Source organism: Rhizobium giardinii bv. giardinii H152 (assembly GCF_000379605.1).
GTDB classification, from domain to species: domain Bacteria; phylum Pseudomonadota; class Alphaproteobacteria; order Rhizobiales; family Rhizobiaceae; genus Pararhizobium; species Pararhizobium giardinii.
Genome location: NZ_KB902757.1, coordinates 180,816 through 196,321, shown reverse-complemented (window position 1 = coordinate 196,321; position 15,506 = coordinate 180,816). Strand labels below are relative to the sequence as shown.

The window sequence follows — 15,506 nt, the reverse complement described above, 5'->3', positions numbered from 1 at the left end:
TGTCATGTCGATGCCGCAGGCTATACCATACTTAAGACTGCCAACACTACGGCGATAGCCGCTCCTTCGCGACTTTACGGCTTGCTTTGCCGCCTGCGCCTGCTGCGGGAGCCCCATTTCCGCCACACCGGGCTGGAATGTACCGCCGCGGGGCTTTTCATTTGCGTGCACGCACTTCAAGAATAGCCGGACTGATTCTTAAGTTTGAGGTTTACATGGGCCTGCCCCTCCTTTCCCGGCTGCCGATCGCGGCGCTCGGGCTTGCCGCCACTCTTCTTTCCTATACGGCAGCGGCCCAGCAGCCCGGAGCGCAACAGCCAGGCACACCGGGTACGGTGAAGTCGAACCACGGCGCCTGGTCGATCGTCTGCGACCAGCCGGCGGGGGCAAGTGCCGAGCAATGCGCCCTGATGCAGAACGTCATTGCCGAAGATCGTCCGGAAGTCGGGTTGTCGGTGGTGGTCCTGAAGACGGCCGATCGCAAGGCGAAGATCCTGCGCGTGCTTGCACCGCTCGGCGTCCTGCTGCCCAACGGCCTCGGTCTCAATGTCGATGGCAAGGATATCGGCCGCGCCTATTTCGTCCGCTGCTTCTCGGATGGCTGCTACGCCGAGGTGGTTCTGGAAGAGGAACTGTTGAAAACCTTCCGCAGCGGAGCGACCGCCACGTTCATCGTCTTCCAGTCGCCGGAAGAAGGCATCGGTATCCCTGTCGACCTCAAGGGCTTCGGCGACGGATATGACGCGCTGCCTTGAACGGCGACATCTCCGCTTGCCCCTCTCCTAACCTCTCCCTACATAGTGCACCATATCCTCAGCATATGGAGCTTCGCCATGGACACCGATCTCATCAAACTGTTCGACAGCGACGAGGCGGTCGTGCGCGAGGTGCTGGCCAAGACGCTGTCGGGCGCCGATGACGGCGAGTTGTTCATCGAGCACAGCCAGTCGGAGACCTTGTCCTTCGACAATGGCCGCCTAAAGGGCGGCAGTTTCAACACGGACCAGGGGTTTGGCCTGCGCGCAGTCGCCGGAGAAGCGGTCGGCTATGCGCATGCGGGCGATCTCTCGCTCTCTGCCTTGAAGCGGGCCGCCGATGCGGTCGGCGCGGTGACCCGCGGCTATTCCGGCAGCTATGCGGCAGCACCGCAGCGCACCAACAGACGCCTCTACGGCGACGAGAACCCGATCGGTGAACCGAGCTTCGAGGCCAAGGTGTCGCTGCTTGCCGAGATCGACGCTTATCTTCGGGCCAAGGATCCGAAGGTAAGGCAGGTCACCGCCTCGATTGCCGCCAGCTGGCAGGTGGTGGACATCCTGCGCGCCGACGGCGAGCGCATGCACGACATCCGGCCGATGACTCGGCTCAACATTTCCGTGGTCGTCGGCGAAGGCGACCGGCAGGAATCCGGGACGTACGGTGTCGGCGGCCGGCGCGGCTTCGGCGATTTCGTTGCCACCGACAACTGGCAGCGCGGGGCCGACGAGGCGTTGCGGCAGGCGCTGGTCAATCTGACTGCCATCGACGCGCCGGCCGGAACCATGGATGTGGTGCTTTCCTCCGGCTGGCCGGGGGTGATGCTGCATGAAGCCGTCGGCCACGGGCTCGAGGGCGATTTCAATCGCAAGAAGACGTCGGCCTTCGCCGGGCTGATGGGCCAGACGGTCGCCGCCAAGGGCGTCACCGTGGTCGACGACGGCACGATCGAGGCGCGCCGCGGGTCGCTGACCATCGACGACGAGGGCACTCCGTCCGGTTACAACGTGCTGATCGACGACGGCAAGCTCGTCGGTTACATGCAGGACCGCCAGAACGCCCGGCTGATGGGCATGAAGCCGACCGGCAACGGGCGGCGCGAATCCTACGCGCATGTGCCGATGCCGCGCATGACCAACACCTATATGCTTGCCGGCGACAAGACGCCCGAAGAGATCATCGCGTCTGTGAAGAAGGGCATCTATGCCGTCTCCTTCGGCGGCGGCCAGGTCGATATCACCTCGGGCAAATTCGTCTTCGGCTGCACCGAGGCCTATCTGATCGAGAACGGCAAGATCGGCGCGCCGGTGAAAGGCGCCATGCTGATCGGCAACGGCCCGGACGCGATGCAGCGCATCACCATGATCGGCAACGACATGAAGCTCGACACCGGCATGGGCAATTGCGGCAAGGGCGGTCAATGGGTGCCCGTCGGGGTCGGCCAGCCGCATCTCAGAATGAACGAGATGACCGTCGGCGGGACGCAAGCCTGAGCACAGCCGTCGCGACGGTATCAAACGGCCGATTCAACAGGTGTTAACGCCGCCGCCATTAAAGTCGGGCCCTCGAAACCTCAGCCCGAAGGGTGGCAACAGCCGTGAAAGCCATGCTGCGAAAGGCCGCCAGGCGCGCCGCGATAACCGGCGGCCTCAACGTCGCGCGTATCGTCAGTTCGACCGGCCTTTTGCGCCGCGCACGCGGGCGCGGTGCGATCTTCACGCTCCATCACGTCCGGCCAAAAGCGCCGCGTGCCTTCCATCCCAATGCGCATCTGGAGATTACGCCGGAGTTTCTCGATACCGCGATCACCCGGCTGAAGCGCGACGGCTACCGGTTCATTGCGCTCGACGCCCTGCCCGCTCATCTTGCCTCGAGCGATCCACAGCCCGTCGCTGCGTTCACGCTCGATGACGGCTACCGCAACAATCTCGAATACGCCGCCCCGGTCTTTTCCCATCATCGCGTGCCCTTCACCGTCTTCGTTGCCGGCGGGTTCGTCGATAGGACCGCAGTCCTCTGGTGGGAGGTCCTTGCCGACCTGCTGGAGCGACAGAGGAGCCTCAGGTTCCAATTCGACAAGGACATGGAGACGCTGCCGGCCGCGACGCTGTTGCAAAAGCAGGCGGCCTTTGATCGTGTCGCCGCCTTCATCCATGCCATCGACGAAACGACAGCGGTGGACCGGCTGAAGGCCATGGCCGATCTTCAGGGCGTCGATGCATTGAAGCTGACGACCGATCTGACGCTGGACGAAGCCGGCCTGCGGAAACTCATTGAAAATCCACTGGCGAGCCTTGGCGCCCACACGATCACGCATCGGGCGCTGGCGCGTCTGACAGACGACGCCGCCCGAAGCGAGATGGACCGCTCGGCCATGCGTGTCGAGCGGATCACCGGCCGCAGGCCCGCCTCGTTTGCCTATCCCTATGGCTATAGCGGCACCGTTTCGCCGCGCGATCACGCGATCGCGAGCGACCTCGGCTTCACGACTGCCGTTACCACGCAGCCGGGCACTCTGGCCAATGGCCAGGAACGGACCGCCCTTCCCCGCATCTCGCTGAACGGCCATTTCCAGAAGGCGGGCCATGTCAGCGCGCTCGCATCGGGCATTCCCTTCAGGCTGATGGCCGGCAGCTAGCCCACGGAACCGGCACCGGTCAGGGATACATCCTGACCTTGCTCCAGTTGCCATCCGGCGTCTCGCGACGGAATTCGATGCGGTCGTGCAGGCGGAAGGCGCCGTCCTTCCAGAATTCGATCGACGTCGGCTTGATCCGGAAGCCGGACCAATAGTCCGGGCGTGGGATTTCACCAATGACATAGCGCGCGGTATATTCAGCCACGGCCTTTTCCAGCGCGAAGCGGCTTTCGAGCGGCCGCGACTGTTTCGACGCCCAGGCGCCGATGCGGCTGCCGCGGGCGCGGCTCTTGAAATATTCGTCCGCCTCTTCGTTGCTGACGATCTCGACGGGACCGCGCACGCGCACCTGGCGGCGCAGGGTCTTCCAGTGGAAACACATCGCGGCCTTCATGCTGCCGAGGATTTCCTGGCCCTTGCGGCTCTCGAAGTTGGTGTAGAACACGAAGCCGCGCTGATCGAAATCCTTCAGCAGGACCATGCGCACATCCGGCAGCCCGTCCGCATCGACCGTTGCCAGCGCCACGGCAGTGGGATCGTTGATCTCCGACGCCTCGGCCTCTTTCAGCCACGTGCCGAACAGGGAAAAGGGTTCATTCTCTTCCGTGAAGTCACCAGTTGTTAACCCAGTCTCGCTCATATTGTCGTCCAATGCCGTGATGTGGGCGCGGACAGAGCCCGATGGTCCCGCCCGCCAAGAAAAATGTCAGAGCCTGCCGATGTGTCCTTGGACCTCGAAGCTGCTCTTTCGAGTCTGACAGGTATGCCGTGCAAGACATAGCAAAGTCGATCAAGGACACAAAGGTTTTCTCCCGGTTGACGGGATTGGCCGCCCTGTGTCTCGCCGCCGGCGCCTTGTCGGGATGCATGGGTGCCGGCCTTGGCCTTGCCAGCTCCTCCGATGTCGACAGGACCGTTGCCACCGGTTCCGTGCCTCAGCCGAGCAATGAGGAGGATAACGTCGATGCCATTACCGTGCGCAATGCCGTCTCCTCCGCCGATGTGACGAAGATGACCGGAAACCCGATCCCTTGGGCGAACTCGAGCTCCGGCAGCGCCGGCGTCATCAGCAATATTGCCGAGGAAGAGGTGAACGGCACCATCTGCCGCAGTTTCACCACGACCCGTCACTCCTACCAGGGCATCGCCAATTTCAACGGCCAGACCTGCATGCTTGGAACCGGCGAATGGTATCTCACCAGTTTCGGCCCGCGCAGCTAAGCAGACTTGTCGCAGGTTTTGATCGGAAAACCGTGGAACACTTTTCCGAAACCTGCTTAGGCCGTTGCACTTTACGACGACGCGCTAAGCCAGAACGCCGATTTTCCGCTACCTGCCATTAACCACGCTTCGACAAAGCCGTTCCACCGGGCATGCGTATCGTCATTCCGACCGGCCGGCTAACCGATATTTAAGCAGCGGCTTCTCATCATCGCAACCATCAGGAGCGCGCCCGGTGCGACGCGGTTCCTCGTTGTTTCAACAGGCTGAAAACGAACCGCTGGATGCGGTGCCTCGGCCCTCAAGAACGGTGACATGCATGCGTGATCCCTATTCAGTGCTCGGCGTCAGACGCAATGCCGGACCGGACGAGATCAAGGCCGCCTGGCGGGCGGTGGCGAAGGCCGTGCATCCCGACCAGAACAAGGACGATCCGCTGGCCACCCAGCGCTTTGCCGAAGCCGGCCGCGCCTACGAGGTGCTGAAGGATCCCAAACTGCGCAACCGCTACGACTATGCGCGCCGCGAGGCGGAACTGCGCCGCATGGAAGAGATGAAGCGCAAGAGCCGCGGCGCCACCGAGGACGAAACCGTCGATCCGGAAACGGCCGAAGACATGATTTCGCGAATCTTCGGCGCTGACAATCGCGTCAAGCCGCAGGAGACCGCCAAGCCGCAGGAACCGCGGTCCCAGGAGCGGAAGCCGGCCGCGGCTGCACCGCAATCCAAGGTCGAGCCGAAGCCGGAAGCGAAAGCGGAGCCAAAAGTCGAGGCTGCATCGGAACCAGACAGCAGGCCGGAAGCGAAAGAAGAAACGACGGAAAAACCGGCAGGCTTCGGCGGTTTTCCGCGCGCTGCGGCGCCTGCCGCCGAACTGGTCTCGGCCATCGTCCGGCGCATTCGCGGCGTGGCGAACAAGACCGCCGACAAGGTGCCGGAAATCTTTTGCGACGTCACCGTTTCTGCCGAGGATATTTTTCGCCGCGAAAAGGCGACGGCAACGCTGCCTGACGGCCAGACTCTGAAGGTCACGCTGCCGGTCGGCACCACCGATGGCGCAGTCATTCGCCTCAAGGAACAGGGCTACCGCCTGAACGGCATGCTGCGCGGTGACGTCGTCGTGACCGTCCGCATTGCCCGGGATGCCGCCTTCCGCCCGGATGGCATCGACCTGCGCACGACGCTGCCGGTAAACATCCAGGACGCCGTGCTCGGCTGCGAGACCACGGTGGAAACGCTGACGGGGCCGGTCAAGGTGACCGTTCCGGCCTGGTCCGGCTCCGACCATGTCATCCGCCTCGAAGGCCATGGACTGCCGTCTGCCGATGGAAAACGCGGCGACTTGCTGGTCGAGCTGCGGCTTATGTTGTGGGAAAAGCCAGACGAAAAAGTCACCGACCTCATGCGCAGCCTGCGCAACGGACTGTATTTGTAACGCTTTTACGACTATCCCGGTGGACGCTGACCCATTATTACCGGGACTAACAGTTCCTGATCCGCACCACGCTTGAACCACAATGGCGGCTATGCCATAGCCAATGCTCGAAAATTCAGGACCGGCGCGATCACGAAGCGGCGCGCGGTTCCGGCAGGTTTAACGATGCGGAATTTCCAACCAGCAACGGCTGGCGGAAACAGAGGCAATATTGGGGACATTAACATCATGTCGCAAGCATCCGGTCTGATGAAGGGTAAACGCGGCCTTATCATGGGTGTCGCAAACAACCGGTCGATCGCATGGGGCATCGCAAGGGCAATCCACGCCCAGGGCGGCGAGATCGCGTTCACCTATCAGGGCGAAGCGCTGAAGAAGCGGGTGGAGCCGCTTGTCGCCGAAGTCGGCGGCATCCTGGCGGGCCATTGCGACGTGAGCGACGAAGCCACCATCGACGCCGTCTTCGACGAACTCGAAAAGACCTGGGGCAAGATCGACTTTCTCGTTCACGCGATCGGTTTTTCCGACAAGGACGAACTGACGGGCCGCTACGTCGACACGTCCGCTGAAAACTTCGCCAAGACGATGCAGATCTCCGTCTATTCGTTCACCTCGGTCGCCCGCCGCGCCGAAAAGCTGATGACGGATGGCGGCTCGATGCTGACGCTGACCTACTACGGCGCCGAGAAGGTCATGCCGAACTACAACGTCATGGGCGTTGCCAAGGCAGCGCTCGAGGCGAGCGTCAAGTACCTCGCCGTCGACCTCGGCCCGAAGAACATCCGCGTCAACGCGATTTCCGCAGGCCCGATCAAGACGCTGGCCGCTTCGGGCATTGGCGACTTCCGCTACATCCTCAAGTGGAACGAGTACAACGCACCGCTGCGCCGTACCGTCACCATCGAGGAAGTGGGCGACGTCGGTCTCTACATGCTTTCCGATCTTTCCCGTTCGGTGACCGGCGAAGTGCATCACGCCGACAGCGGCTATCACGTCGTGGGCATGAAGGCCGTCGATGCGCCTGACATCTCCGTCATCAAGGACTGACGCGACGCGAAGGAATTCCGGGGCTCTGCATGAACATCGAGCCCCGGCTACCCAGAACAAGGTTGCATACCCCTGCCCCGGAGCTGATCCGTGCTCATCTACATGATCCGTCACGGACAAACCGACTGGAATGCGCAGATCCGCCTCCAGGGCCAGAAGGACATTCCCCTCAACGACACAGGCAGGCGGCAGGCGAGCGGCAATGGCCGTGCGCTTCTGGCGCTTCTGGGCAAGGACGCCGGCAATTTCGATTTCGTCGCAAGCCCGCTCCATCGCACCCGCGAAACCATGGAACTGGCGCGGGAAGCCATGGGCCTTCCCCGTTCCGGCTATCGCACGGACGACAGGCTGAAAGAAGTCTCCTTCGGCGACTGGGAAGGCTATACGCTGGCAGAGCTGGAGCGGGAAATGCCTGAGCGCGTCGCCGAGCGCGAACTGTCGAAATGGGATTTCATTCCACCAGGCCCGGACGCCGAGAGCTACGAGATCCTCTCCTGGCGCGTCGGCGCCTGGCTTTCCAGCGTTTCGGCCCCGACGATCTGCGTCAGCCATGGCGGCGTGATCCGCACACTGTTCAAGCTGTGTGGTGCCATGGACGCCGAGGAAGCTGCCCTTGGCGCCATTCCACAGGACAGGATTTTGAAGATCGAGAACGGTTCGATCGGCTGGCTGTGAGGAGGCCTCAGCTCTTGCGGCGAAGGGGTCGGATCACGGCGGCAGCAACGGAAACTACTGAACAATTTCCAGATCGTTGATGACGCGCTTGCCATCCACCTCGGTGTAGAACACCAGAACCTTGACGCCTTCTTTCAGACCATCGAAATTGAATTCCTCAGGCGCCTGGTAGCTCTTGCCGTCATCCAGGGAAAGGCTCAGCTTATCGGTATCGACGCTGGTGATCACGGCTTCGACATCCGCACTTTCGGCAAACGCGGCGAGCGGCGAAAGGAAGCTGGCTGCGGCCATCAATGTAGCAACGATGAAACGCATCGGTCTTGCCCTCTTCAGTGATTCACTCAATTTCGTATTCCCCCTTATCTGATCCCTGATTGTGGCGAAAATTGCCCGCTATCGTGACTTTGAAAAGTTTACCCGGTCTCGATCGACCAGATCCGATCAACGTACCCCACTTATCCGCCAATGGGCGATTTGATAGCAGGATCAGCACCTAAAGCCAATCTTAAGACTCCATGGCTACCGTGTGCCCCGGGGAATATGGGGTTCTTGAACGTTGACCAATAGTGCAACAATCCGTCACCGCGCCTGGACGCTTGCGAGGCTGGCGAGGCCGTCGCTCTTTCCCGCCGTCATCGCTGCTGCCGTCGTCTTCACGGGCGGCTATTTCTTCAAAGAGCAGAATCGTCAAAACTTCCAAAGCGAACTGAAGAGCAACGTCGAGAGCGAGCTCAACCTGATCGCCACCCGCCTGCAGAGCGAGATCAACAACAACATCACCGCCCTTCGCGGCTTTGCCAATAACATCTCCGTTTCCCCCGACATGCCGCAACCGGTTTTCGACCAATTGGCGACCAAGCTGCTCCTGCAGAATCCCCAGATGGTGCGTGTCAGCGCCGCGCCCGACGCCGTCATCCGGATGACATTCCCGCTCGTCGGAAATGAGCGGATGATCGGTACGGATTTCAAGAAATTCCGCTCCTCCAGGGTCGCCGTCGATCGCGCTCAATCGAAGGCGAAGCCGATCATTGCCGGCCCGGTGAGGCTGCCGAGCGGTCGCACAGGCTTCAACCTCTTCTCTCCCGTCTTCACGAAGAGCAATGAAACGGTGGCCTTCTGGGGTTTCATGGAAGCCGTCATCGACGAGAAGGAGATCTATCGCAACGCGCGGCTCTTTCATGACGGGAACCACGAAGACGAAGCCAGTCGCGGGCACCGGCATACGGATATCCAGCTGGCAATCCGCGACGTCTCGGTGAAAAATAATATTCAGGATGCCTTTTTCGGCGAAACTTCCATCTTCGAGAAGGAGCCGGTCATCCGCCAGCTCGACCTTCCCGGCGGCACCTGGGAACTTGCGGCCATCCCGGCCAGTGGCTGGACGCAGGAGCCGGGCAACAGTAGTTGGCTGGACGCTGCCGTTCTCATCGCTGCCGCGATCGCCATCGTTCCGATCCTGCTCACTGGCGGCCTCGTCAATGAGCGCCAGCGCAACATTGCCAAGTTGCGATCGCGCGAACGGGAACTTCTGACCGTGTCGCACCGGCTCAATCTGGCGCTCGAATCCTCCAACATCGGTATCTGGGAGATCGATCTCGACACGCAGCAGCGTTCCTGGGACAAGCGGATGTATCACCTGCACGGCATGCGACCCGGCGATGGCGGACCAAGCTTCGCCGATTGGCGGCAGACGGTTCATCCCGACGACATCGCCGCAGCCTCGCTGACCCTGTTCAAGGCGCTGGACGAGGATCAGGAATATCGCTCGCAGTATCGCGTCATTATGCCTGATGGCGGCGTCCGCCATGTGCGCAATGTCGGCTCCACCCATACCGGCGCCGACGGCAAGGCCAAGATCACCGGCATCAGCTGGGACGTCACGGACGACGTCTTGATGACCGAACAGCTGCGCTCGGCCAAGGCATTGGCGGAAGCCAAGAACGGCGAGCTCGCGGAGGCGAAGGACCGCATCGAGCACAACGCGCTGCATGATCCACTCACCGGCCTCGGCAATCGCCGCATGCTCGACAAGGCGCTGGAAACGCTGTCGGGAGCACGCAAGGACGGCCTGCGGAACATCGCCATCCTGCATATCGATCTTGATCGTTTCAAGCAGATCAACGACACGCTCGGCCATGCGGCAGGCGATGCGATGCTGGTGCATGCCTCGGAAATCCTGCGCTCCAACGTTCGCGCCGGCGACATGGTCGCCCGCATCGGTGGCGACGAGTTCGTCGTGCTGGTCACCGACCCGCCGGGCAAGAGCTCCCTCACCCATCTTTCCGAGCGCATCATTGCGGAAATGCGCCAGCCGGTCGATTACAACGGCTTCCCCTGCCGCTTCGGCGTCTCGATCGGCATCGCAGTGGCCGGCGACCTGGCGATCGACGAGCGCCAGCTTCTGGTCAACGCCGATATCGCGCTCTACCGGGCCAAGGAAAACGGCCGCAACCGGTGCGAATTCTTCACCGAAGCGCTGCAGGCGGAAATCATCACCACCAAGCGCATCGCCGACGAGATCCTCGAAGGCATCGAGAAGAACCAGTTTGTTACCTGGTACCAGCCCCAATTCGAGGCCGGCACTCTGAGGCTTTCCGGTGTCGAAGCGCTGATCCGCTGGAACCATCCGCGTGACGGCGTGCTTACCCCCGACAAGTTCCTTGGCATTGCCGAGGAGCTCAACGTCGTCGCCACGCTCGACCGGATCGTCCTTGACAGGGCACTGATCGACGCCATGCGCTGGGCAGCGGCGGGCATCGACGTCCCGAAGATCTCAGTCAACGTCTCGGCCAAGCGGTTGAGCGACGACACGCTCTTGAATTCGCTGCGGGGCCTTTCGTTCAAGCCGGGCCAGCTCTCCTTTGAACTGGTGGAATCAATTTTCCTCGACGAGAGCGACGACATCGTTACGGCCAACATCGAGGGCATCAAGAAGCTCGGCATCGACATCGAGATCGACGATTTCGGCACCGGCCACACCTCGATCGTCAGCCTTTTGAAGATCAAGCCGAAGCGGCTGAAGATCGACCGGCAGCTCGTTGCCCCGATCCTGACGGCACGCAAGGAGCAGGCGCTGATCCGGTCGATCATCGAGATCGGTCGCTCGCTGGGCATCGAGACGGTGGCGGAAGGCGTCGAAACCATGGCGCATGCGGAGATGCTGGGCCTGCTCGGCTGCGATCTCTTGCAGGGCTATGCCTTCTCCAAGCCGCTGACTTTCGACAAATTCGTCGCCTTTGCCACCAACGAGGCCCTGCAACTGGCCTCCTGACCAGCGATTCGATGGCAAGACGCACTGTTCACCTCGCCAATTGCCATATTCTGCCAGAAAGGTTTTCCCTTTCGGGCATTTTCCCACTAATAGTCACGGCCGAATGAAATGTCGCCGCGGAAACGCCGGCAGCTCACACATCGGTTCTGCACATGTCGCACAATACTTTTGGTCACCTTTTCCGCGTCACCACCTGGGGCGAGAGCCATGGGCCGGCGCTCGGCTGCGTCGTCGACGGCTGCCCTCCCGGGATCCGCTTCACGCTCTCCGAACTGCAGGCCTGGCTCGACAAGCGCAAGCCCGGCCAGTCGCGCTTCGTCACCCAGCGCCGCGAGGACGATCTGGTCAAGGTACTCTCCGGCGTGATGCTGGATGCCGACGGCGAGACGATGGTCACCACCGGCACGCCGGTTTCGATGATGATCGAGAATACCGACCAGCGCTCCAAGGATTATTCCGAGATCGCCAAGAGCTATCGGCCGGGCCACGCCGACTACACCTACGACCTCAAATACGGCATCCGCGACTATCGCGGCGGCGGCCGCTCGTCGGCCCGCGAAACGGCGGCGCGCGTCGCAGCCGGGGGGCTCGCACGCAAGGTGGTGCCGGGGCTTCTGGTGCGCGGCGCATTGGTGCAGATCGGCAAGCACAAGATCAGCCGCGACAACTGGGACTGGAACGAGGTTGGCAACAACCCCTTCTTCGCACCCGACCCGGCTATCGTACCAGTCTGGGAGGAATACCTCGACGGTATCCGCAAGGCCGGCTCTTCGGTCGGCGCCGTCGTCGAAGTGATCGCCGAGGGCGTTCCGGCCGGCATCGGCGCGCCGATCTATGCCAAGCTCGACCAGGACATCGCCGCCAACCTGATGTCGATCAACGCCGTCAAGGGCGTCGAGATCGGCAACGGTTTCGGTGCCGCAGAAATCACCGGCGAGGAAAATGCCGACGAGATGCGCATGGGCAATGACGGCAAGCCGATCTTTCTTTCGAACCATGCGGGCGGCATCCTCGGCGGCATTTCGACCGGCCAGCCGGTCGTCGCCCGTTTTGCCATCAAGCCGACCTCGTCGATTCTCACCCAGCGCCAGTCGATCGATGCGGACGGCAACAATGTCGATGTCCGCACCAAGGGCCGTCATGACCCCTGCGTCGGCATCCGCGCCGTTCCGATCGGCGAGGCCATGCTTGCCTGCACGATCGCCGATCACTACCTGCGCGACCGTGGCCAGACCGGACGCCTCAAGTAACCATAGGAAGAATGCCATGCCCTTTGACCAGAAGCGCGTTGCCGATGCCATCCGGGCCTTCGAGGCCGGCGAGATCGTCGTCGTCATCGACGATGACGGCCGCGAGAACGAAGGCGATCTGATCGTTGCCGCCGTTCACTGCACGCCGGAAAAGATGGCCTTCATCGTCCGCCACACCTCCGGCATCGTCTGCGCGCCGATGCCGAGGGAAGAGGCCAAGCGCCTCAACCTCAACGCCATGGTGGCGGAAAACGATTCGGCCCATACCACTGCCTTTACCGTCTCCATCGACTTCAAGCATGGCACGACGACCGGCATATCGGCCGACGACCGGACGCTGACGGTGCGCAACCTCGCCAACCCGAATGTCGGCGCGGCCGATTTCACGCGTCCCGGCCATATCTTCCCGCTCGTTGCCCGTGAAGGTGGCGTGCTCATGCGCTCCGGCCATACGGAAGCGGCCGTCGATCTCTGCAGGCTCGCCAGCCTGCCGCCGATCGGCGTCATCTGCGAACTGGTCAACGACGACGGCACGGTGACGCGCGGCCCGCAGGTCACTGAATTTGCGGAAAAACATGGCCTGAAGCTGGTTTCCGTTGCCGATCTCATCGCCTATCGCCAGCGCAAGGAAACCCTGATCCAGCTCGAGGCGAGCTTCGATGTCGATACGCCCTACGGCAAGGCCAAGGCGCATGCCTATTCGCTCCCGTGGGACCCGATGCAGCATCTCGCCGTGGTCTTCGGCGACATCCGCGACGGCGTCGACATTCCGGTGCGACTGCATCTGGAGAACGTGGCAGCGGATGTCTTCGGCAGGGATTGCCAGCTCGACGCGATCATGAAACGCATGGCCGAACAGGGCCGCGGCGTCATCGTCTACCTGCGCGAGGGCTCCGTCGGCGTCGGCGCTTCGCAGACCGCCCGCAAGGGAAAACACGACCGCGAGGGCCATGACGAGGCGCAGGCGCGCGAAAGCGAGTGGCTGGAAATCGGGCTGGGCGCGCAGATCCTCAAAGATCTCGGCATCACCTCGATCAAGCTGATCTCGTCCCGCGAACGCCACTATGTCGGCCTCGAGGGCTTTGGAATCCAGATCGCGGCGACGGAGATTTTGTAAGCGCGCGGCAAAAGACACCGGTTGTTCGTGCCGGTGTCTTTTTACCGCGACGGCGCGCTTCTGTGCGGCCTTTTTCGCGAGTAGCGTCGGTGCTCGGACTTCTGGCGGTCCGGGGCAGGCGCGAACTCACCTGCACCGCTTGCTGCATCGGCAAGCGGAAATATCTATCTGGTTCTGGTTTCTTCCAGAATGGCCGAAACCGGCCTGCGAAAATTGACCGCCTGCGAGATCGGTTTGCCGAGCAACCAAGCTCACGATTCGAGGAGGATCACGAGGGACTCCGGCACCACGCCATCATAAGCCATCGCTTCAGCGGCTGCCGGGCTCTCCAGGGCTTTCTTGACGACGTCCATGTCCGGAACATCCATCAGAACGGCAACCCGTGTCGGGTCCTGCGGGTCAACGAATGTTCGAATGTTTGTGACGCCCAGTGGACCAAAGAACTCTTTGCGCTTTGGCGATTTGAGCCAATGTTCGGCGCCTTTTGTGATGTTGTGGTAGGCAAGAATTGTCGGCATTGCATCCTCCCTCTTGCGACGTGAATGTCCGGCATCCGCCAGGAGTGCCGAAATCCGCCACGTCGCTTCACGGAACGCCCTATAGCTTGGACTGTCAAGCAGCGTCACGCGCGCAACGGTTTGGAAACAACGATAGCCCAGACGGGTCTCGCTCGCCTTGAAGTACAGCCGCGAGTCCGGCGGCCGGTTGGCGCGTGCGAACAGTTGGTCAACGACTGGCAGGGTCACCTGCAGATCACGGAATCGCGCGGTTGGCGGGGAACTAGTTATCTGGGCGGGATGGTTTAGTACCATCGCAATGGCAGCATAATTTCCGGAGCGCGCGGGCCGAAACGGCCGTTCACCCCTCCGTGTGATTTGCGATCCGGGCTCAGCGGGCCTCGCCGTCCCACCCATCGAGATACACAACGCGCTCCACGCCTGCGAACTTCGCCACCCGTGCCAGCTCAGCCTCCAGCCGCTCCATCCGGCCCGACGACGTCCGCACACCTTTTTCCCACCAGATCCGCTTGACGTCGAGCGTGCCCGCCTTACGGTCGGCCTTCATGTCGATGCGGCCGACGAGGCGGTCGCCTTCGAGCAGCGGGAAGACGTAGTAGCCGTATTCCCGCTTGGGCTCTGGAACGAAGACTTCGATGCGATAGTAGAAGCCGAAGAGGCGTTCGGTTCGATTGCGGTCGCGGATCAGCGGATCGAAGGGGCTGAGCACCCGCAGCCGCGCGGGCGGGTCGGCGAGATCGCCGAGATTGTCGGGAAAGCCGGTGAAGGCATAGGAAAGTCGCGCCTTCTCACCGTCGGCAGGTTCGATCATCACGTCGCAAAGTTCGTCGCGATGCTCGCTGACCCATGCCTTGGCTTCCTCCGGCGAAATCAGGTCGAAGAAGGCAGCGAGTTCGCCGTGGGTGGCAAAGCCAAGCCGCTCCAAGGCCGCGCGGCAGCACCAGTCGACGAAAGCCTCATGGCTCACCTCCGGCGCGTGATGATGATCCGGAATGACCCGCTCGGTGAGGTCGTAGACCTTCTGGAAATTCTCCCGCCTTGCGATCGCCACCTTGCCCGTGCGCCAGAGATATTCGAGCGCCGTCTTCGACGGATGCCAGTTCCACCAGCCGCCGGAGACCCGGCCTTCGAACTTGAAATCGCGGGCCATCACGGCGCCGTCGCGTAAAATCTTCTCATAGGTCTGGTCGAAGGCCTCTTCAAACCCTTCCTCGCGCCATTTGCGCCAGCGTTCGATGATCGTTTCGCTTTCGCGCCTGAAGCGGTGTTTCCAGTAAACGAAGAAGCGGCTGGGGATGATCGAGGCGTCGTGCGTCCAGTGCTCGAACAGGGCTCCGTCCTTCTCCAGAAGCTCTGTCAGGTGCTCGCGCCGGTAGGTCTGGTTGCGCGAGAAAAGAATCTGGTGATGGGCTCGCTCGACGGTCGAGATGCTGTCCACCTGGACGAAGCCGATATCGTGAATGAGATCGAGCAGGCCATTTTTGCCGAGCGCCCGGTGCGGCGCCGCCGCCAGGCCCTGCTTGTTCAGGAAAATGCGCCGCGCATCGCGGTTTGAAACGGGAATCGCCATGCAGACAA

General features: G+C 62.0%; 14 protein-coding genes. 10 read left to right on the top strand and 4 right to left on the bottom strand.

Features of this window, described 5'->3' with window-relative positions; genetic code table 11:
• Positions 1–215 precede the first annotated feature (215 nt).
• The 3 genes from A3AY_RS0134025 (at position 216) to A3AY_RS0134010 (ending at position 3,394) form a co-directional block, all read left to right on the top strand.
• Entirely contained in the window at positions 216–755 is a 540-nt protein-coding gene (locus A3AY_RS0134025) for an invasion associated locus B family protein (protein WP_018330137.1), read from the top strand.
• Positions 756–833: 78 nt separating this feature from the next.
• The gene (gene tldD / locus A3AY_RS0134020; RefSeq protein WP_018330136.1) at positions 834–2,249 is read left to right on the top strand and encodes a metalloprotease TldD; all 1,416 of its coding nucleotides are present in this window, start codon (positions 834–836) and stop codon (positions 2,247–2,249) included.
• A 113-nt stretch (positions 2,250–2,362) separates the two neighbouring features.
• Positions 2,363–3,394, top strand: coding sequence for a polysaccharide deacetylase family protein (locus tag A3AY_RS0134010; protein ID WP_018330135.1), 1,032 nt, complete (start codon positions 2,363–2,365; stop codon positions 3,392–3,394).
• 19 nt (positions 3,395–3,413) lie between these two features.
• On the opposite strand, the gene pdxH is transcribed toward A3AY_RS0134010, so the two are convergent.
• The gene (gene pdxH, locus A3AY_RS0134005) at positions 3,414–4,046 is read right to left on the bottom strand and encodes a pyridoxamine 5'-phosphate oxidase (protein ID WP_268841590.1); all 633 of its coding nucleotides are present in this window, start codon (positions 4,044–4,046) and stop codon (positions 3,414–3,416) included.
• Positions 4,047–4,162: 116 nt separating this feature from the next.
• On the opposite strand from pdxH, the gene A3AY_RS0134000 reads away from it, so the two are divergent.
• The 4 genes from A3AY_RS0134000 (at position 4,163) to A3AY_RS0133985 (ending at position 7,772) form a co-directional block, all read left to right on the top strand.
• Complete coding sequence (locus A3AY_RS0134000; RefSeq protein ID WP_026204117.1) at positions 4,163–4,615, top strand: RT0821/Lpp0805 family surface protein; 453 nt, start codon at positions 4,163–4,165, stop codon at positions 4,613–4,615.
• 319 nt (positions 4,616–4,934) lie between these two features.
• Entirely contained in the window at positions 4,935–6,050 is a 1,116-nt protein-coding gene (locus A3AY_RS0133995) for a DnaJ C-terminal domain-containing protein (RefSeq protein ID WP_018330132.1), read from the top strand.
• 228 nt (positions 6,051–6,278) lie between these two features.
• Complete coding sequence (gene fabI, locus A3AY_RS0133990; protein ID WP_018330131.1) at positions 6,279–7,097, top strand: enoyl-ACP reductase FabI; 819 nt, start codon at positions 6,279–6,281, stop codon at positions 7,095–7,097.
• A gap of 90 nt (positions 7,098–7,187) precedes the next feature.
• Entirely contained in the window at positions 7,188–7,772 is a 585-nt protein-coding gene (locus A3AY_RS0133985; protein ID WP_018330130.1) for a histidine phosphatase family protein, read from the top strand.
• 54 nt (positions 7,773–7,826) lie between these two features.
• Here A3AY_RS0133985 and A3AY_RS0133980 read toward each other — a convergent pair whose 3' ends face one another.
• Positions 7,827–8,087, bottom strand: a complete 261-nt coding sequence (locus tag A3AY_RS0133980; RefSeq protein WP_018330129.1) for a DUF1344 domain-containing protein — start codon at positions 8,085–8,087, stop codon at positions 7,827–7,829.
• Between the two features lie 241 nt (positions 8,088–8,328).
• Between A3AY_RS0133980 and A3AY_RS0133975 the strand changes: the two genes are divergently transcribed.
• The 3 genes from A3AY_RS0133975 to ribB all read left to right on the top strand — a co-directional run bounded on the left by A3AY_RS0133975 (position 8,329) and on the right by ribB (position 13,410).
• Positions 8,329–11,043: a bifunctional diguanylate cyclase/phosphodiesterase gene (locus A3AY_RS0133975; RefSeq protein ID WP_018330128.1), complete on the top strand. Its 2,715-nt coding sequence runs from the start codon at positions 8,329–8,331 to the stop codon at positions 11,041–11,043.
• A gap of 152 nt (positions 11,044–11,195) precedes the next feature.
• A complete protein-coding gene (gene aroC, locus A3AY_RS0133970; RefSeq protein WP_018330127.1) occupies positions 11,196–12,293 on the top strand; it encodes a chorismate synthase in 1,098 nt (365 codons plus the stop codon).
• Between the two features lie 16 nt (positions 12,294–12,309).
• Positions 12,310–13,410 (top strand): 3,4-dihydroxy-2-butanone-4-phosphate synthase, encoded by a 1,101-nt coding sequence (gene ribB, locus A3AY_RS0133965; protein WP_018330126.1) that lies wholly within the window; start codon positions 12,310–12,312, stop codon positions 13,408–13,410.
• Between the two features lie 251 nt (positions 13,411–13,661).
• On the opposite strand, the gene A3AY_RS0133960 is transcribed toward ribB, so the two are convergent.
• Positions 13,662–13,928: a hypothetical protein gene (locus tag A3AY_RS0133960; protein WP_026204115.1), complete on the bottom strand. Its 267-nt coding sequence runs from the start codon at positions 13,926–13,928 to the stop codon at positions 13,662–13,664.
• 370 nt (positions 13,929–14,298) lie between these two features.
• Complete coding sequence (locus A3AY_RS0133955; protein ID WP_018330124.1) at positions 14,299–15,498, bottom strand: winged helix-turn-helix domain-containing protein; 1,200 nt, start codon at positions 15,496–15,498, stop codon at positions 14,299–14,301.
• Positions 15,499–15,506: the final 8 nt, after the last annotated feature.